The sequence below is a fragment of the Epilithonimonas xixisoli genome (assembly GCF_004365655.1).
Classification (GTDB): domain Bacteria; phylum Bacteroidota; class Bacteroidia; order Flavobacteriales; family Weeksellaceae; genus Epilithonimonas; species Epilithonimonas xixisoli.
On record NZ_SOEO01000001.1, the window covers coordinates 871,872 to 891,747 of the forward strand.

Sequence of the window (19,876 nt, forward strand, 5' to 3'; positions counted from 1 at the left end):
TTTTTTTATCATTAATGACATTTTCTTTTATCATTAATGTAAAAGCAACTGAACCTTTCATCACGACTGAAAAAAGTTCTGATGTTCTTGTTATAAAGGAAAAATCAACAAAGCTTTCAATCTTCACAAATTCATCCATCGATAAAGGAATTCTAAGAGCTGTAAATAATCTTCAATCTGATTTTCAAAAAGTAACAGGCGAAACTCCGAATGTCATTAATCAAATTTCAAATTCAAATTCGCCATTGATTATCATTGGAACGATTGGAACCAATTCAGTCATTGATGAATTAATCAAACAGAAAAAACTGAACGAGAAAGATTTAAAAGGAAAACGAGAAAAATATCTCATTCAAAATATTAAAGATTTCAACGGAATCTCAGAAATCATCCTGATTGCAGGAAGCGACAAACGCGGAACAATCTACGGAATCTACGAGTTTTCAAAGCAAATTGGTGTTTCGCCGTGGCATTATTGGGCAGATGTTCCGGTCAAAAAATCGGAAAATATTTATTTCAAAAAAGGAATTTACACAGATAATGAGCCAGCTGTAGAATACCGTGGAATTTTCCTAAATGACGAAGAACCTTCGCTTGGAGGCTGGGCGAGAGCGACTTTTGGCGGTTTCAATTCCAAATTCTATGAGAAAGTTTTTGAACTGATTTTGAGACTCAAAGGCAATTATCTTTGGCCGGCAATGTGGGGAAGTGCTTTCTACGATGACGACCCACAAAACGGAATTTTGGCTAACGAAATGGGAATCGTAATGGGAACGTCGCATCACGAGCCGATGGCTTTGGCACAACAGGATTGGAGACGATACATCAAGAAAAATAATCTGCCAAATGTCTGGGATTATTCTAAAAACAAAAAAGTTTTGGATGAATTCTGGACAACCGGAATAGAACGTTCCAAAAACTGGGAAAAGCTGGTTACAGTCGGGATGCGTGGCGATGGCGACGAAGCGATGGGCGAGGGAACCAACATTTCACTACTTGAAAATATCGTTAAAAATCAAAGACGAATTATAGAAAAAACTTCTGGTAAAAAAGCCAATAAAACGCCACAAGTTTGGGCATTGTACAAAGAAGTTCAGGATTATTATGATGCGGGAATGCGTGTTCCGGATGATGTGACTTTGCTGTTTTGTGATGACAATTGGGGCAATGTGCGCAAACTTCCGGATTTGTCAAAACCTTTGCACAAAGGCGGTTACGGAATGTATTATCACTTCGATTATGTTGGCGGACCGAGAAATTCCAAATGGATAAATATTAGTCCAATCCAAAGAGTTTGGGAACAGATGAATCTCACTTACGAACATAAAGTTGATAAAATCTGGGTTGTAAATGTCGGCGATTTGAAGCCGATGGAATTTCCGATCAGTTTTTTCTTGGAAATGGCTTGGAATCCGAAACAATTCAATTCTGATAATCTTTTGGAATACACGCAAAATTGGGCTTCTGAACAGTTTGGAGAAAAGAATTCTAAGGAAATTGCAAGAATGATAAATCTATATGCAAAATATAACCGAAGAGTCACGCCTGAAACTTTGGACAGCAAAACTTACAGCCTCGAAAATTATAATGAATTTGAAACTGTTGTGAATGATTACAGGAAACTTTCTCTTGATGCAAATCGCTTGTACAACGAGATTCCTGTTGAATATAAAGATGCGTATTACCAATTGGTTTTGTATCCGATCGATGCTTGTAGTAATTTGTATGAATTGTATTTTAATGTCGCAAAAAATCATCATTTAGCTTCAAAAAAAGACCTCAGAGCCAATGATTTTGCAGACAAAGCAAAGGCAAACTTTGAGTATGATTCGGTTTTACAAAACAAATACAATAATGAAATCTCTGGCGGAAAGTGGAAACACACGATGGATCAAACCAGAATTGGGTACGACAATTGGCAACAGCCTGAAAAGAATAAATTGCCTGAAATGATTTATTTAAACGAAAATGAAGTTTTAAAAAGCAGAAGTTTCAAAGAAAAAGCTGGTTACATTTCAATCGAAGCGGAGCATTTTTCAAGAAAAAATAATTCAGATAAAATTGAATGGAAAGTCATTCCTGATTTTGGAAAAACTTTGTCTGGAATTACCACTTTTCCTCAAAATATTTCTCCAAAACAGAATGAGAATGTTTCGCTTGAATATGAAGTTGATTTCACTTCGACAGGAGAATTTGAAGTTCAATTGTTATTAGCGCCGACTCTTAATTTTAATTCAAATAAAGGTCTTCGTTATGAGATTTCTTTTGATAATGAAAAACCTCAAATCATCAATTTCAATGGACATTATCGTGGAGAATTAGGGAAATGGCAGTCGGAACACATCATCAAATCCAAAACGAAACATCAGATTTCAAAAGCTGGAAAACACACCTTGCGTTTCCGAGTTTTGGATGCGGGAATTGTCCTTCAAAAAATATTGATTAATACAAGCGGTTTGAAAGATTCTTATCTCGGTGCGCCGGAAAGTGATTTTGTAAATTAATTAGATTTAAAATTAATGAAAGATATTCAAGTTTCAGATTACGGGACAATGGCTGACGGAAAAATGGTCAAGAAATATACGCTGACCAACAAAAATGGGATGAAGTTGGAAGTCATCAATTTTGGTGGAATCATCACTTCACTTACGGCGCCAGACAAAAACGGGAAGTACGAGGATGTCGTTTTAGGATTCACAAAACCGGAAGATTATTTCAATGGAAATCCATACTTTTTTGGAGCCATCATCGGAAGATACGGAAACCGAATTGCGAACGGAAAATTTGAGATTGATGGAAAATCATATCAAGTCAATCAAAATGATAATTCTAATAGTTTGCACGGCGGAAAAAATGGTTTTCACACAAAGTTTTGGAATATTGAAATTGTAAAAGATTCAGAATTTTCATCATTAAAACTGACCTACACAAGCCCAGACGGCGAAGAAGGTTTTCCTGGAAATCTGAAAACAACGGTTTTTTACACGCTGACAGATGATGATGCTTTGGAAATCTCTTATGAAGCTAAAACCGACAAACCGACGATTGTCAATCTGACACAACATTCGTATTTCAATCTTTCGGGAGATTTTGCCAAGGAAATTCTAGACCACGAATTGCAGATTGATGCCAATCAATTCCTTCCGACAAACTCGTCAATGATTCCAACTGGAGAATTGAAAAATGTGGAAAACACAGCGTTTGATTTTACAGTTTCAAAACCAATCGGAAAAGATATTAATGCTGATGATAAGCCATTGAAATTGGGAAATGGTTACGATCACAATTTTATTTTGAATGGAAATGGACTTAGAAGTATCGCCACAGTTCATCATCCAGAATCGGGTAGAGTGATGGAAGTTCTGACAAGCGAACCAGGCGTCCAGTTCTATTCCGGAAATTTCCTCGATGGAAAATTTGAAACTAAAACTGGCGGGAAAAGTGAAAAGAGAACTGGATTTTGTTTGGAAACTCAACATTTTCCGGATTCTCCAAATCAACCAAATTTCCCATCAACAGTGTTGAAACCGGGAGAAAAATATGATTCAAAAACGATTTATAAATTCTCTGTGAAAAAGTAAATTCTAAGAGTTTTTTAGAATTTAATCTAAATCATAATTAAATGTAATATGGACACTTAATTTTGAATTAATTTTAGAATTTTTTGAAAATCAGCATTTAGACAATGTTTTCTGTTATTTGAAGAGACTTAAATTGAGCTTTAAAGTTCAAATTAACATTAAATATAAATGAATTGAATGTTAAAATTATGTTAAAGTTGAATTCTGATTCACAGAAGCTTTTCATAAGTTTTACCAAAAATCATATCGTCAAAATTACGATAAGTGTAAGAGATTGAAATTTGAAGAATAATTTTCGTTTAGGCTAATCAATTTGTATATAAAGAATTTGAATTTATGGTCTTGATTATCTTTCCTTTTGCTAATCTTATTTTTTATGATAAGGGTAGCGATTTTTTTCAATATTTTTAGACTTTGAAACCTAGGAAAAGATTGATTCCAACTGCATTTTCTCAAATTGGTTTGTCAGTTAGAATCTTTCTGCTATTTTTAAAAATGTTGATTCGAAACCAATTTTTCCAAACACAATTGGATTTGATACCGATTGATTCGAATCATTGAAATATTAGTATTGATATTAAACTTTTCTAGCTAATTAATTTTAAATAAAAGATTTCTATATGAGACTTTACAAAATACTTGCACTTGGATGTTTTACACTGTCAGCTGCCGTTTCTGCGCAGAAGACTTTACCTCATTTGCAGAAGAAAGGAACTGCCACACAGTTGATTGTGAATCAGAAACCGTTTTTGGTTTTAGGTGGTGAGTTGGGAAATTCCTCTGCATCATCGTTTCAGGATATCGAAAGAGAATTTCCAAAACTTCAGAAAATGGAACTCAATACAGTTTTGGTTCCTGCATCTTGGGATTTGATAGAGCCGGAAGAAGGGAAATTTGATTTTAAAATTATAGACAAAGCCATAGACCAGGCGAGAAAAAACAACCTGAAAATTGTTTTTCTATGGTTCGGAGCGTGGAAAAACTCGATGAGTTGCTATGCGCCACTTTGGTTCAAAAAAGATTACAAAAAATATCCAAGAGCTTACACCAAAGCAGGGAAACCTTTGGAGATTGCAAGTTCTTTTTCGGATCAGGTTTTTGAGGCCGATCACAAAGCTTACTCGCAATTGGTAAAACATATTGCCGCTGTAGATAAAACTGAAAATACAGTCGTAATGATTCAAATCGAGAACGAAATCGGAATGCTGGAAGATGCTAGAGATTATTCCAAAGCGGCCAATGCAGCATTCAGCACACAGGTTCCGGAATCTCTGATGAAGTTTCTTGTGAAAAATAAAAAAGACCTCCATCCTTCACTTTCCGAAAAATGGGGGAGACAAGGGTTCAAAACCAAAGGGAATTGGCAAGAAATCTTCGGAGCAGATTTGTTTACAGACGAATTGTTCACGGCTTATTCTTACGCTTTGTATGTTGAGAAATTAGCCAAAACTTCACGTTCTCTGCACGATATTCCGCTTTTTGTGAATGCGGCGATGAACAGCCGAAACCGACTTCCAGGACAGTATCCTGCGGGAGGACCATTGGCTCATCTTATTGATATGTGGCATTCTGCAGCGCCAACAATCGATTTTCTTTCACCAGATTTATATGACGGCGATTACGCCAATTGGGTTACAAAATACAGACTTCACAACAATCCGCTTTTTGTTCCGGAAGTGAAAATGACGGGTAACAACGGTGTTCAGGCATTCTATTCTTTTGGCGAGCACGATGCGATTGGCTACAGTCCTTTTTCCATCGAAAATAATTCTGAAGCAGGAAGCAAAAGATTAGCAAACGCCTATTCCAAATTGAAACAGCTGACGCCAATTCTTGCAAAGCATCAAGGTCAAGGTTTGTCCAAAGGGCTTTTGTTTGACCAAAAAAATATCGAAAGAATCATTAATTATGATGATCTGAAAATTACCGCAAGACATTATTTCTCACTTCCGTGGGATGCAAGAGCTAAAGATGGCAGCGTTTGGCCAGAAGGCGGCGGACTGATTCTAAGATTGGCAAAAGATGAATATCTGATCGCTGGAAGTGGAATCGTGCTTGAGTTTGAAAAGGAAAATGAGAAAAAAGAAATTCTTGCAAAAGACTTGGGCGAAGATGGTTTCGTGGCACAAGGTGGTAAAGATCAGAAGCAAAACCAATGGAATGGCGGAAAGCGTGCTGGGATTGGAACTGTAGATGAAATTGATATCAATGAAGACGGAAGTTTCAAATATATCAGAAGACTGAATGGCGACCAAACGCATCAGGGAAGACATGTGAGAATTGGTGTGGATGATTTTCAGATTTTGCACGTAAAACTTTATGAATATCAATAATTTAGATTGATGAAAAATTTCATTATTTATAAAAAAATCAGCATTCTTTTTTGTGCCATTTGTTTGATGACAAACTTGGGTGCAAAAGTGAAATTGCCGGCTTTGGTTTCCGATGGGATGGTTCTTCAGAGAAATCAAACGGTTAAAATCTGGGGAAAAGCGGATACGAAAGAAAAAATTAATGTTGAGTTTTTAAATAAAAAATATGCAACGATTGCTGATGAAAATGGCGATTGGAAAATCAATTTGAAATTGTCCAACGCGGGCGGACCTTACAAAATGAGCATTAATGAAATTAGTTTAAATGAAATTTACGTTGGCGATGTTTGGCTGGCTTCGGGACAATCCAATATGGAATTGCCGATGCGAAGGCTGAAACCACTTTATGAAAATGAAATAAAAACTGCCAACAATCCAAATATCAGATTTTTCACAGTTCCACAGAAATATGATTTCAAAACGCAACGTGAGGATTTGGAAAGTGGAAAATGGGAAGCAACGAATCCTGAAACCATCAACAATTTTTCTGGTGTTGCTTACTTTTTTGCTAAATCACTTTATGAAAAAAATAAAGTTCCGGTTGGCATCATCAATGCAAGTTTGGGTGGTTCTCCGGTTCAGGCTTGGATGGATTTTAATTCTTTGAAAAAATTCCCAGAGTATCAAGACGAAGCTAAATATTGGCAAAATGATGATTTAATTAAAACCACAGAATCATCCGAACAAGCGCTCAGCAAAGCTTGGTACGAAGAATTGGATCAAAGTGATATTGGTTACAACCAACATTGGGAAAATTTCGATTTGAATGATTCCGATTGGAAAACGATGAAAGTCCCTGGTTCTTGGGAGGATTTGGAAGGTCAATTTGAAGGATCAGTTTGGTTGAGAAAAGAAATTAATATCACAAAAAACCAAGTCGGAAAACCAGCTTTTCTGAATCTCGGAAGAATCAAAGATGCGGATGTGACTTACATCAATGGAAAAAAAGTAGGAAACGTAACGTACGAATATCCGCCACGCTGGTACGATATTCCGGCTGGGATTCTGAAGGAAGGCAAAAATATCATTGCTGTCAGAGTCATCAACGGAAGTGGAAAAGGGGAGTTTATTGCAGATAAACCTTATTATTTGGAAATCGATAATGAGAAAATTTCTTTGGAAGACGAATGGAAATATAGAGTTGGCGCAAAGATGGAAAAAATGGCGCCCGGACAAACTTTCATCCGCTGGAAATCGACTGGACTTTACAACGCGATGATTCATCCAATAATCAATTATCAAATCAAAGGTTTTCTTTGGTATCAAGGCGAAAGCAATACCAAAAAACCTGAAGAATACAGCGAATTGCTATCCACAATGATTTTGGATTGGCGTGCGAAATGGAATCAAAAAGATTTGCCTTTTCTAATTGTTCAGTTGGCTAATTTTATGGATAAAAAATCTGAACCCGTAGAAAGTAATTGGGCAGAATTGCGCAATCAGCAAAGAAAAGTGGTTTCGAATGTTCCAAACACTGGATTGGCTGTAGCGATAGATCTTGGCGAATGGAATGACATCCATCCATTGAACAAAAAATCTGTCGGCGAGAGATTGGCGCTTCAAGCTTTTAAAATTGAAAATAAAAATATAGTTGCAGACGGACCAATTTACGAATCGATGAAAATTGATGGAAACAAAATCATTCTTTCTTTCAAAAAAGGAACTGATGATTTTGCACAAGTTTCAGATTTAAAAGGCTTTGCAATCAAAGATAAAACAGGAAATTATAAATGGGCAAAAGCGAAAATTGAGCAAAATAAAATCGTAGTTTGGAATGACGAAATTAGCAACCCAACAGCCGTGAGATACGATTGGGCAGACAACCCAGACGGAAATCTCATCAATAAAAATCAACTTCCAGCTTCGCCATTCACCACAGAATAATCATTTATCAAATATCAATTATAAATAATGAACAACACTCAAAAAATATCAGTTGTAGAAAAAGTAGGCTACAGTCTTGGCGATTTAGCTGCGAATCTGGTTTTCCAGACTTTGGTGACATATCTCGCCTATTTCTACACAGACATCTACGGCTTGAAACCAGAAGATGCCTCTATCATCACACTTGTGGTTGGTTTGATTGCGGGATTTGGATTCAATCCAATCGTTGGCGCGTTGGCAGACCGTACTAGAACCAAGTGGGGGAAATTCCGTCCTTGGATTTTGTTTACAGCAATTCCCTTGGGTGTTACCGCGCTATTGGCTTTCAGCACGCCAGATTTTTCTTACAAAGGAAAAATGATTTATGCGGCCGCAACTTACACTTTATTATTGTTGCTTTATTCTGCTAATAATTTACCTTATTCTGCCTTGAGTGGCGTGATTACGGGCGATATGGGCGAAAGAAATAGTATTTCATCTTATCGATTTGTAGCCGTGATGTTTGCTCAGTTTTTCGTTCAGGTTTTTATGTTGCCGATTATTTTATCAGTCGGAAATGGTGACAAAGCTGTCGGAATTGAAAGCGTAATGACTTGGTTGGCAATCATTGGTTCTGTAATGTTGTTAATAACATTTTTCACAACAAAAGAACGCGTAATTCCAAAACCAGAGCAGGAATCCAGTTTGAAAGCTGATTTAAAAGATTTGTTTCAAAATAAACCTTGGGTGATCACATTGTGTGTTACAACTTTGATTTTCATTACATTAGCAATGAAAGGCGGATCTTACGTTTATTATTTTAATAATTATGTTGATGAAACGGCGTTGGCAAATTTTATTTCTCCAATTACAGGATTTTTCAGTTCGATTGGAATGAATTTCTTTGGTGAAGATCCAAAATCAGCTGGCTTCGGATTGTTCAATGCTGGTGGCATTATTATGATGATTATTGGGATTGTTTTCTCGAAGAAATTAGCAGATAGATTCGGTAAACGTGACGTTTTTATGGTGTCATTATTTATCGCAACTGTATTTGTCTTTTTGTTCCTTTTCTTTCCATCAAAATCAGTTGGATTGATGTTCACTTCTCAGATTCTGCACGGTTTCTTTTACGGCATCGGAACGCCACTTTTGTGGGCAATGATTGCCGATGTTGCCGATTATTCTGAATGGAAAAATAACCGAAGAGCAACAGCAATCATCTTCTCCGCAATGATGGTTGGGCTGAAAGTAGGATTGAGCATTGGAAGTTCATTAGTAGCATTCATCATTGGTCAATACGGCTATATTTCTTCGGAAGGAGCGGAAAATATCATCCAACCAGAAACGGTGGCGACGGGCGCAAAAATGCTCGTGAGTATTTTCCCAGCGATTACATTTTTCACCGCTTGTGGATTGCTTTTCTTTTATAAGATTGATAAAAAAACAGAAATACAAATCGAGCAAGATTTAGCAGAAAGAAGAAAAAAATAATTGAATATGAAATCGCCACTATTTTCAAATAGAAACGTCATTGAAAATTGAGCGATAACATACGACCATCTAAAACAATAAAATCGACGTATGAAACAAGTAATAATCTCTCTCAGCATAGCAACTCTGGCTATTTCCAACAGCGTTTTTGGACAGCAGGAAAAGTCAGCAACGTTAAAATCTGCGTACCAAAATGATTTTTTCATAGGTACAGCTTTAGGACTTTCTCAAATTTATGAATCTGATAAACAAGAATCAAAAATTGTAGCAAATCAATTCAATTCCATTGTTGCAGAAAACTGTATGAAGTCTATGTTTTTGCAACCTCAAGAAGGTCAGTTTTTCTTTGAAGATGCGGATAAATTTGTAGCATTAGGAGAGAAAAATAAAATGTTCACAATTGGACACACTTTGATTTGGCATTCCCAATTGCCGGATTGGTTTTTCATTGATAAAAATGGAAAAGATGTTTCTCCGGAAGTTTTGAAACAGAGAATGAAAAATCACATTCATACCGTTGTTACAAGATACAAAGGCAAAGTGAAAGGCTGGGATGTGGTGAACGAAGCCATTATGGAAGATGGTTCTTACAGAAAATCTAAATTTTATGAAATCCTTGGCGAAGAGTTCATCCCTTTGGCTTTCAAATATGCTCAGGAAGCAGATCCAAAAGCAGAACTTTATTATAACGATTATAATGAATGGCATCTTGGAAAAATTGAAACCGTTGTCAAAATGGTGAAAAATATGAAATCCCGCGGAATCCGAATTGACGGCGTAGGAATGCAAGCTCACGTGGATATGACAAGCCCAACTCTGGCAGAATATGAAAAGGCAATCGTAAAATATGCACAAGCTGGCGTGAAAGTCAATATTACAGAGTTGGATCTTAGCGTTCTCCCTTCACCTTGGGGAACTTCTGCAAACGTTGCGGACAAAGTGGAGTATGACGAAAAAATGAATCCATACGTGAATGGACTTCCCAAAGATGTAGAGGAAAAATGGGAAAACCGATATATGGATTTCTTCAAATTATTTCTGAAACACAAAGATAAAATCCGCAGAGTTACTTTTTGGGGCTTGACAGATTCTCAGTCTTGGAAAAACGATTTTCCTGTGAAAGGACGCACGGATTACGCCTTGTTTTTTGACCGAAAATGTGAAGCAAAACCCATCGTCGAAAAAATCATCAAACTAGCTGAGAAAAAATAAAACTCTAATACCTAATTTCTAAAATCTAACATCTCAATAAAATGAACAAAGCAAAATACCTTTTCCCAAAAGATTATATGGCAGATCCATCCGTCCACGTTTTCGAAGGTAAAATCTATATTTATCCGTCCCACGACAGAGAAAGTGGAATAGAGGAGAACGACAATGGCGATCACTTCGATATGAATGATTATCACGTTTTCTCTTTGGATGATGTAGAAAATGGGGAAGTTACGGATCACGGTGTTGTACTGTCTGTAAAAGATATTCCTTGGGCTGGCCGACAGTTGTGGGATTGCGATGTAGCGCACAAAGACGGCAGATATTATATGTATTATCCTTTGAAAGATAAGAATGATATTTTCAGAATTGGTGTTGCGATTAGTGATAAACCTTCTGGACCTTTCGTTCCTGAGAAACATCCGATGTTGGGAAGCTACAGCATCGACCCGTGTATTTTTGAGGATAATGGGAAACATTATATGTATTTCGGAGGAATCTGGGGCGGACAATTACAGCGTTACAGAAATAACAAAGCTTTGGAATCTGCCATCTTGCCAAATGATGATGAACCAGCAATTCCGTCAAAAGTAGCTCTTTTAAGTGATGATATGTTGGAGTTTGCCGAAGAACCAAAAGACTTACTGATTTTAGATAAAAACGGCGACGAATTATTGCACGGTAATCCGCACAGATTCTTCGAAGCGTCTTGGATGCATAAGTATAACGACAAATATTATTTCTCATATTCTACCGGAGATTCTCATCTTTTGTGTTATGCGATTGGCGATAATCCTTATGGACCATTTACTTACGAAGGTGTGATTTTGACACCAGTTGTTGGTTGGACAACCCATCACAGCATCGCAGAATTCAAAGGCAAATGGTATCTGTTCTTCCACGATTCAGTTCCAAGTGAAGGTAAAACGTGGCTCAGAAGTATGAAAGTCGTAGAATTAGAATATAACGAAGACGGAACTTTCAAAACCATCGAAGGTCTAGATTAAATTAAATCATTTCCAAAGAACTCGAAGGGTTCAATATGAATAGCCGCAGGTGCAACCTACGGAAAACGGAATGAGACAAAACCACAGAACCCGAAAGGGTTCAATATGAATAACCGTAGGTGAAACCTATGGAAAACAGAATGAAACAAACCACAGAACCCGAAAGGGTTCAACAACAATAGCCGTAGGTGAAACCTATGGAACACAGAATGAAACAAACCACAGAACCCGAAAGGGTTCAATAATAATCGCAGGCAAAAAACCTCTGGATAAAACCTTTTCAAATGCAAAATTTCAAAGCTTACGTTCTAATATTTTTATTAATTCCATTCTCAATGTTTGCGGAAGATGGAAGTCAATTATGGCTTCGATTCCCAAATGTAAAAAACGGAATTTCTGCTGATAAAATTATTTCTAAAGGCAACAATCCAACCATCGAAATTGCTAAAAATGAATTAACCAATTTCTGGCAAGGACAAACAGTGGAATTAAGGACAGATAAAGCTTTGAAGAACCAGAAAGATGGTTACACAATCAAATCGTCATCAGACAAAATCACCATTTCATCTAGCAAAGAAATCGGTTTACTTTATGGCGTTTATCACATTTTGAGACTTCAACAAACCAAATCCAATATCAACAACTTGAACATCACAGAAAAACCTTCTTATGATGTCAGAATTCTGAATCATTGGGATAATCTGGACGGAACGATTGAGCGTGGTTATGCCGGATATTCGCTTTGGAAATGGGAAGATTTGCCTAATAAAATTTCGCCCCGTTACAAAGAATATGCAAGAGCCAACGCCTCAATCGGAATCAATTCTGTGGTTTTGAATAATGTGAATGCGTCTCCGAATATCCTCAGAAAAGATTATCTTGATAAGGTGAAAGTTTTGGCTGATATTTTCAGACCTTATGGAATTAAAGTTTATTTGTCCGTCAATTTTGCGTCACCAAAAGTATTATCTGGATTGGAAAATTCAGACCCATTAAACAAAAATGTTCAGAAATGGTGGAAAGACAAAGCGAGCGAAATTTACCAAACCATTCCAGATTTCGGCGGATTTTTGGTAAAAGCGAATTCGGAAGGTCAGCCAGGTCCGCAAGATTACGGAAGAACCCACGCAGACGGCGCAAATATGATGGCAGATGCGCTGAAACCTTATGGTGGAAATATTATGTGGCGCGCATTCGTTTACAGTCCGAGCAAGGAAGATCGTGCAAAACAAGCGTATTTGGAATTTGTTCCGTTGGATGGGAAATTTCGGGATAATGTGATTGTTCAAATCAAAAATGGACCGATAGATTTCCAACCGAGAGAAGCTTTCAATCCATTATTTGGCGCTTTGAAAAAAACACCAGAAATGGTAGAATTTCAAATCACTCAGGAATATCTTGGATTTTCCAATCATTTGGCTTTTCTGGCTCCGCTTTTCAAAGAGGTTTTGGACAGCGATACTTATTCGGATGGCAAAGGTTCTACGATTGCAAAACTGACGGATGGAACGCTTAGAAAAAACAAATTCACGGCAATTTCTGCAGTAGCCAATATTGGCGAAGATAAAAACTGGACCGGTCATCACTTTGCACAAGCCAACTGGTACGCATTCGGAAGATTGGCTTGGAATCACAGTTTGTCATCAGAACAGATTGCCGATGAGTGGATCAAGATGACGTTTACAGATAATCAGGATTTTGTAAAACCCGTGAAGGACATAATGCTGACTTCCAGAGAATCTGTTGTAGATTATATGATGCCTTTGGGACTTCATCACATTTTTGCATCGGGACATCATTACGGGCCAGAACCTTGGGGCGATTACAAAGGCGGAAGGCCAGATTGGTCGCCGGTTTATTATCACCAAGCTAATGAAAAAGGCATTGGTTTCGATAGAACAAAATCTGGTAGCAATGCCGTTTCTCAATATTTTCCACCATTGGATGAATTGTATGGAAACATCAAAACAACGCCGGAAAATCTCATTCTTTGGTTTCATCACGTGCCTTGGGATTACAAAATGAAAGATGGAAAAATGTTGTGGGAAGAGTTGGCTTACAAATATGACTCAGGTGTCAAGAATGTTAGAGAATATCAAAAAACCTGGGACAAAATGCAAACTTATGTGGATTCGGAAAGATTTGCCCACGTTCAATCAAGATTGAAAATTCAGACAAAAGATGCGGTTTGGTGGAAGGATGCTTGTTTGCTATATTTTCAACAATTTTCTAAGCAACCGATTCCATACGACATTGAAAGACCAGTTCACGAACTAGAAGATTTGAAGAAAATCAAATTGAATATGGGACATCATAATTAATGTTTGATTAATGCCAATCAAAAAGTCATTGTAGGTTAAATGTTTAACTTTGCAGCTTTAGTTTAATGTACAAACCATCAAAAATCATTGTTGTAAATTAGCATTATGAAAGATATTAAATTGATTGTGACGGATATGGACGGGACTTTTCTGAACTCAGATTATGAAGTGAGCCCAGATTTTCCAGCCATCTATGAAGAATTGAAAAAGAGAAATATTCTTTTTGTGCCTGCCAGCGGACGTCAAATGCCCGGAATTACTCAATATTTTAAAACCATAGAAGACGAGATTGGCTTCATTGCAGAGAATGGCGGATATGTGATTTATAAAAATAAGGAGCTTTTTGCGGATAAACTGGAACAGGAATTTGTGATAGATATCATCAAAAAAACAAGAGAAATTCCTGGTGCCAGACCTGTGTTGTCTGCCAAGAAAAAAGCTTATTATGATAGTGATGACAAGGCTTTTGTAGATTATTTCACCAGATATTATACAGAAAATCAAAAAGTGGATGACTTGACTTTGGAAGTGGACGATGATGCTTTTAAAATTGCCATCTATCATCCCGAAGATTCTGAAAAATATCTTTATCCATTCTTGAAAGAATTTGAGAAGTATAATTTGGAAGTTGTCGTTTCCGGTAAATATTGGGTGGATATTATGAATAAGAATATCAACAAAGGCAAGGCGGTAGAGATTCTGCAAAATCTACTGAACATCTCGCCAACGCAGACGATGTCTTTTGGTGATTATATGAATGACATCCAAATGCTGAAGAATTCCAAATATTCTTATGCGATGCAAAATGCGCATCCAGCCGTAAAAGAAGCCGCCAATTACGAAGCAACTTCCAACGATGATTTTGGTGTTCTGAAAACCATTTCAGGCTATTTGGATAGCATTGAAAATTAGACGAAATTAATTTTAAAAATACAGAAAGACAAAGCATTTTAATGTTTTGTCTTTTTTATTAATATTAATTTAAAACTTTTCTGATCTTAATATGAAGTTCTAATCCATCTTTTTGACTAAATTAGTAAAACCAACTGGAAATTTTTCTATTTGCCTATGAATGATTTTTTAGAATTTTACAATAATTTGGCGATTGACAACGGGCTTCTGATTATGCTAATGGTGATGAGTGCTTTCGTAGCCATTTTTCACACCTTTATTCTCATCGGACTTTACGAAATCGATTTGAAACCCAAATGGCTTTTCTTCATTCTCAATCCAGCATTGATTGGATTAAGTTCATTTTACGATAACAAACTTCCTGCGCTGGTTGCCATTGTTTTGTTCTTATCGGTTTTTGTTTTGGGAATTGTCGGGATGATTTATTCAGCCATTAGAAGTGGTTGGCAAAACTCCAAAGAAGAAGATGCACGCCGAAAAAGAACGGGCGAAAAACCGCTTCCACTGTGGAAAAAGATTGTGATGACGCTTTCAGGATTATTAATCATTGGATTCGTTTTCAGTTTGGGCGTTCCGTATTTTATCATCATTGTCTTCATCATTGTTCCATTTTTAGGCTCATTAAAACCGAATAACAAAAAGAGATTTTACAAATACCAACGCACTTTGCCAACCGCCAATATCAGATCGGTAGCGATGGGTTTGGCAGAGATTTCCGGGAAAGTTAAAACCATCGAGCCAATGGTTTCGAGGATTGGAAGCAAACAATGCATCGGCTTTCTTCATACGATAGAAAAAGTTTCTACGGACAAAGACGGGAAAGATTCTTACTCATTGGAATCTTCCGAAACCATTTGCAAAACTTTCTATTTGCAGGATTCTACGGGGCAAATCAAAGTTGTGACAGATAATATCGAGTTCATTGATTTTGAAATTGATGAGCAATACCAATCTTCGATGAAGCGCTACACACAGTATTTGCTTAAGGAAGATATGGAAGTTTTGATGATTGGAAAAGCTGGCGTGAAGGAAAATAACGAAGCAGTTTTCGTGAAAGAAGAAGTGAAAGATGTCTTCGGAATTTCGCCAGTTGAAAGCGTTGAGAATTACAACACAATGCGTCCGATTATCCAGTCTGCAGGATATTTCATTTATTTTTGGGTAATTCTAATGGCGTTGATTTTTTTAACGTCTGTTAGACTCGGGAATAATGGAATTGAAATTGGTAAAATCAGATTCGATTTGCCATTTCAAAGTTCAAAACCGGTGAATTCGGTGGATGATTTTTATGATAATGTTTATGACAGTTACGAGAAACCAGAACCGGTCGAAAATATATATGATGAAGCGGACGGCGCAAAAGCCGTAGAAGCACCAGAATAAATTAACCAAAGAAAAACAAAATTATGATACAGATTTTAGCTTACGTCATCATCGGATTGGTGGTTTTAGGATTGTTGAACGTCGTCGTTTCCATTTACAATAGACTTGTGATGCTCAACAACAATGTGGACAAATCCTTCGTAAACATCGATGTTTTACTGAAACAGAGAGCGGACGAAATTCCTAATCTCGTTAAAGTCGTAAAAGAATCGATGAGATTCGAAGAGTCATTGCTGACCAAATTGACAGATTTGAGAACGCAATATCTCAACGCCACTTCGGCAGAAGAAAAAGTGGAACTTTCCAACCAAATGCAAACCCAGCTGAAATCCATTTTCGCCGTTGCAGAAAACTATCCGGACATCAAGACGAGCCAAAGTTTTCTTTCGCTTCAAAGCCGTGTTTCCCACATTGAAGATGCAATCGCGGACAGAAGGGAATTTTACAACGAAAGTGTCACGATGTACAATATCGGAATCGAAGAATTTCCAAATCTCATCCTTGCGAAAATAATGTTGTACAAGAAAAAACAGCTTTTGCAAATATCTGAACAAGAAAAAAAATACGATGGCGTTACCTTTTAGTTTCATAGATATTCTTAGATACATAGAATCGGAACCCGGCGTTTTGGTGGCGTTTTCGGCGTTTCATCCGTTTGCCTTGTTGTTGCTCACGATTCCGCTTTGGCTTTTCAAAAAAATGGGGATTTACAAACCAGCTGAGACGATCGGAATTTTCGGATTTTCGGTGATTGTGATTTTGATGGTCGGTTGGCTTATGGGCTTTGTATTTCAGATTTTACTAATGTTTATGGGCGTTCAGGGGATGAAAATGTTGTTGATTTACATCGCGATGTATTTCTGTATCACGGCTTTTGTAATTGTAAATGCGAGAGGTCTGCAGAAGCAATTTGACAGAGATATGCTGAAAAAACTTAAAACTAATTAATAAGTTACAAAAGCCTTTACATTTCTAAAGGTTTTTTTATATTTATAACCCAACAAACAGAACGATTTAAAACTCAATTTTATGATTGATAAAAGAGTGAAAAACGCCCAAGAAGCGGTAAAAGATATAGAAAACGGAATGACGATTATGCTCGGCGGATTCGGACTTTGCGGGATTCCTGAGAATTGCATCACAGAATTGGTCAACAAAAACGTAACGGATTTGACCTGCATTTCCAACAATGCTGGCGTTGACGACTTCGGATTGGGATTATTATTACAAAAAAAACAAATCAAAAAAATGATTTCGTCCTACGTTGGCGAAAACGCAGAATTCGAGCGTCAAATGCTTTCCGGAGAATTGGAAGTAGAACTCACGCCACAAGGAACACTTGCCGAAAAATGCAGGTCAGCACAAGCAGGAATTCCCGCATTTTACACGCCAGCAGGATTCGGGACAGAAGTGGCGGAAGGCAAAGAAGTCAAAGATTTTGATGGGAAACCACACATTTTGGAACACGCCTACAAAGCAGAATTCTCCATCGTAAAAGCCTGGAAAGGTGACCACGCAGGAAATTTGATTTTCAAAGGTTCAGCCCGTAATTTTAATTTCCCAATGGCAGGCGCCGGAAAAATTACGATTGCAGAAGTGGAAGAGTTGGTAGAACCCGGACAATTGGACCCGAACGAAATTCACATACCCGGAATTATGGTTCAAAGGATTTTCCAGGGCGAGAATTATGAGAAGAGGATAGAGCAGAGGACTGTGAGGAAGAAATAGAAAATGCGCTGATTTAGTCAGCGCATTTTTATTAGAAATATGATTCAGTTTTTATTTCCAACAAAGTATATAATTTTAACATCTGGCATTCTTAAATTAAATCTACTAAATCTTTTTCATTAGTTTTAGTTTCTTTAATAAACTCTTCAGTTTCTAAAATTTCTGTGTCTAGAAATAAGACAAATTCTTTTGTTAATTGCGAAATAAAATCTTGGTCTAATAAATTAAAAAATTCATCGAATAGTTCATCTGTAAATTCTAAATGTGAAGTGACTAATTTAAATGAAGCATCTGTTTGTCTTTTTGTTTTGGAATTAACAAAATTATCTATCTTATAATCAAATATTTTATTGTCTTTTAACTCTTGAATTAAATATTCATTTAATTTCTTAGTAAATGGAATATGTATATAAATTGTCTTTCTTAATAAAGCTGTTCTCATCGGAAAAATATTAATAGAATCATTACTTTTTGAAATAAGTCTTCGATTAACAAAACCTTCCATAAAAAAACGAACTAATTTTTTTTCATTTGTATCTTGCGGAATACTTTCGAAATCTTTTTTTAACGTTAATAGTAAATTATAATGGAAATATTGAGTGTAGTTGTATAAGTCAATTTCTTTTAATAATAAAAGTAAATTTTCAATTTCTCTTATTAAAAGATTATGTTTTGTATCAAATTTGTTAATTATTTTCTCGTAAACACGCCTATTCTCGGTCTCTTTAAGTTCACTAATAAACAAAGCTGTAAAATATTCTTGTAATGATCTATGTGAAAAAGATATTTCTCCATCATCATCAACCCAAAGTGAAATAGCTGATTTTAAATCTGTAATAAAGCTATTGTTGTCAAATTCAATACTTTTTTTTGATTTTATAATCTTAAGTTTTTTCATTATATAATCAGAATCGAATACGAACTCACTTTCAAAATATGATAGAAAACTAAATGATTTTAAAATTTCTTCGAATTGTTCTTGATCCAAACCACATTGTTTTTCACGAACAAAACCAAGCTTAGTCTTACTGTCGTGTTCCGAGAATAAAGCATTTATAACTCTGCGATAGAATATATATTTTTTGTCAGGAATTGAAGCGTAATTTTGAAATGTTAGGAGATATAATGACAATAGTAATGGATTGACTAAAAACTTTGAATATACTGAATTTCACCTTGTTCAATTGATTTTACAGCTTTTTCGGCTAACTCCTTTTCATTACCTAACTGTTTGTAGACAAATCCCTTAATTTCGCCATTCTCAAGGCTCAATTCCTTCATCTCCAAATTTATAAACAATGGTAAATGTTCGATATTTGTATATGGTCTGGAAGTTAATATATATGAATTTTTCGTGTATTTTTCAATAAAATCATTTAATTGTTTAACTGTTTTTTTCTTTGTTTTTTGATCTAACTCATCAAAGCCATCTAAAAAGAAAGTAAATTTTCCATTTTCTAGAAATCTTTCTAATATATTCTCATTGCTCTGAAGCTTATTGCTATTGCAGATTTCTTTTATATAACTTTCCAATGAAAAAGAAGAATCAAAATCATTAAGATAACGGAGTTCAACTAATATTGGAATCGAATTTTTCTCTAAAATTGTATTTAAAAATAAATGCTTTACTAAAGTACTTTTTCCGCTCCCAGCATCACCAATGATTGTTAAATATTTATATTTTTTTGTAAGTAATCTAATGGAATCCGTTGAAATTATCTCTCCATTTTCATCAATTAATTTTGCAGGAAAATAAATGTCATATAAAAAAACGGGAGTGTTTCCTCTTAGCAATGTTTTAATGTGAGAATATTTTTCTTGATGTTTATTTAGATAATTCTTTAAATCTTTCCCGATGTATTGTTTTATTTCATCGGAAGTAACCCCAACAAAATTGTCAAGTATTTTTTTTGATTCTTCAATTAATGTTTTGGTAAAGCCCGAAACCATTGATTCGAGTATTTTTTCTTCCATTCCTTTGGGTTGTATTTATATGATGATTT

General features: G+C 36.0%; 15 protein-coding genes. 13 read left to right on the top strand and 2 right to left on the bottom strand.

What is annotated here, in order from left to right:
* The first annotated feature begins 14 nt into the window (after positions 1-14).
* The 13 genes from B0I22_RS04080 to B0I22_RS04140 all read left to right on the top strand — a co-directional run bounded on the left by B0I22_RS04080 (position 15) and on the right by B0I22_RS04140 (position 17,873).
* Positions 15-2,504, top strand: a complete 2,490-nt coding sequence (locus B0I22_RS04080) for a glycosyl hydrolase 115 family protein (protein ID WP_133943377.1) — start codon at positions 15-17, stop codon at positions 2,502-2,504.
* Positions 2,505-2,519: 15 nt separating this feature from the next.
* Positions 2,520-3,581, top strand: a complete 1,062-nt coding sequence (locus B0I22_RS04085) for an aldose epimerase family protein (protein ID WP_133943378.1) — start codon at positions 2,520-2,522, stop codon at positions 3,579-3,581.
* A gap of 620 nt (positions 3,582-4,201) precedes the next feature.
* Positions 4,202-5,914 carry a GH35 family beta-galactosidase gene (locus B0I22_RS04090; RefSeq protein ID WP_133943379.1) on the top strand — a complete coding sequence of 571 codons (1,713 nt, stop codon included), beginning with the start codon at positions 4,202-4,204 and terminating at the stop codon, positions 5,912-5,914.
* Positions 5,915-5,923: 9 nt separating this feature from the next.
* Positions 5,924-7,837, top strand: a complete 1,914-nt coding sequence (locus B0I22_RS04095) for a sialate O-acetylesterase (RefSeq protein ID WP_133943380.1) — start codon at positions 5,924-5,926, stop codon at positions 7,835-7,837.
* Between the two features lie 27 nt (positions 7,838-7,864).
* On the top strand, positions 7,865-9,310 hold the full coding sequence (locus tag B0I22_RS04100) for an MFS transporter (protein WP_166668173.1): 1,446 nt from the start codon (positions 7,865-7,867) through the stop codon (positions 9,308-9,310).
* Positions 9,311-9,400: 90 nt separating this feature from the next.
* Positions 9,401-10,522 (top strand): endo-1,4-beta-xylanase, encoded by a 1,122-nt coding sequence (locus tag B0I22_RS04105; RefSeq protein WP_133943382.1) that lies wholly within the window; start codon positions 9,401-9,403, stop codon positions 10,520-10,522.
* 41 nt (positions 10,523-10,563) lie between these two features.
* On the top strand, positions 10,564-11,529 hold the full coding sequence (locus B0I22_RS04110; protein ID WP_133943383.1) for a glycoside hydrolase family 43 protein: 966 nt from the start codon (positions 10,564-10,566) through the stop codon (positions 11,527-11,529).
* 284 nt (positions 11,530-11,813) lie between these two features.
* Positions 11,814-13,850 carry an alpha-glucuronidase gene (locus B0I22_RS04115; RefSeq protein WP_133943384.1) on the top strand — a complete coding sequence of 679 codons (2,037 nt, stop codon included), beginning with the start codon at positions 11,814-11,816 and terminating at the stop codon, positions 13,848-13,850.
* A 105-nt stretch (positions 13,851-13,955) separates the two neighbouring features.
* On the top strand, positions 13,956-14,762 hold the full coding sequence (locus tag B0I22_RS04120) for a Cof-type HAD-IIB family hydrolase (protein WP_133943385.1): 807 nt from the start codon (positions 13,956-13,958) through the stop codon (positions 14,760-14,762).
* Between the two features lie 156 nt (positions 14,763-14,918).
* Positions 14,919-16,145: a hypothetical protein gene (locus B0I22_RS04125; RefSeq protein ID WP_133943386.1), complete on the top strand. Its 1,227-nt coding sequence runs from the start codon at positions 14,919-14,921 to the stop codon at positions 16,143-16,145.
* 23 nt (positions 16,146-16,168) lie between these two features.
* The gene (locus B0I22_RS04130) at positions 16,169-16,729 is read left to right on the top strand and encodes a LemA family protein (RefSeq protein WP_133943387.1); all 561 of its coding nucleotides are present in this window, start codon (positions 16,169-16,171) and stop codon (positions 16,727-16,729) included.
* On the top strand, positions 16,713-17,093 hold the full coding sequence (locus tag B0I22_RS04135; RefSeq protein ID WP_133943388.1) for a hypothetical protein: 381 nt from the start codon (positions 16,713-16,715) through the stop codon (positions 17,091-17,093). The genes B0I22_RS04130 and B0I22_RS04135 overlap by 17 nt, the downstream gene beginning before the upstream one ends.
* Positions 17,094-17,174: 81 nt before the next feature.
* Positions 17,175-17,873, top strand: coding sequence for a CoA transferase subunit A (locus B0I22_RS04140; RefSeq protein WP_133943389.1), 699 nt, complete (start codon positions 17,175-17,177; stop codon positions 17,871-17,873).
* A 91-nt stretch (positions 17,874-17,964) separates the two neighbouring features.
* Here the strand turns inward: B0I22_RS04140 and B0I22_RS04145 are convergent, their stop codons facing one another.
* Together B0I22_RS04145 and B0I22_RS04150 are read right to left on the bottom strand one after the other, a co-directional pair.
* On the bottom strand, positions 17,965-19,005 hold the full coding sequence (locus B0I22_RS04145) for a hypothetical protein (RefSeq protein ID WP_133943390.1): 1,041 nt from the start codon (positions 19,003-19,005) through the stop codon (positions 17,965-17,967).
* 14 nt (positions 19,006-19,019) lie between these two features.
* Positions 19,020-19,847: an NACHT domain-containing protein gene (locus tag B0I22_RS04150; protein ID WP_133943391.1), complete on the bottom strand. Its 828-nt coding sequence runs from the start codon at positions 19,845-19,847 to the stop codon at positions 19,020-19,022.
* Between the last annotated feature and the right edge of the window lie 29 nt (positions 19,848-19,876).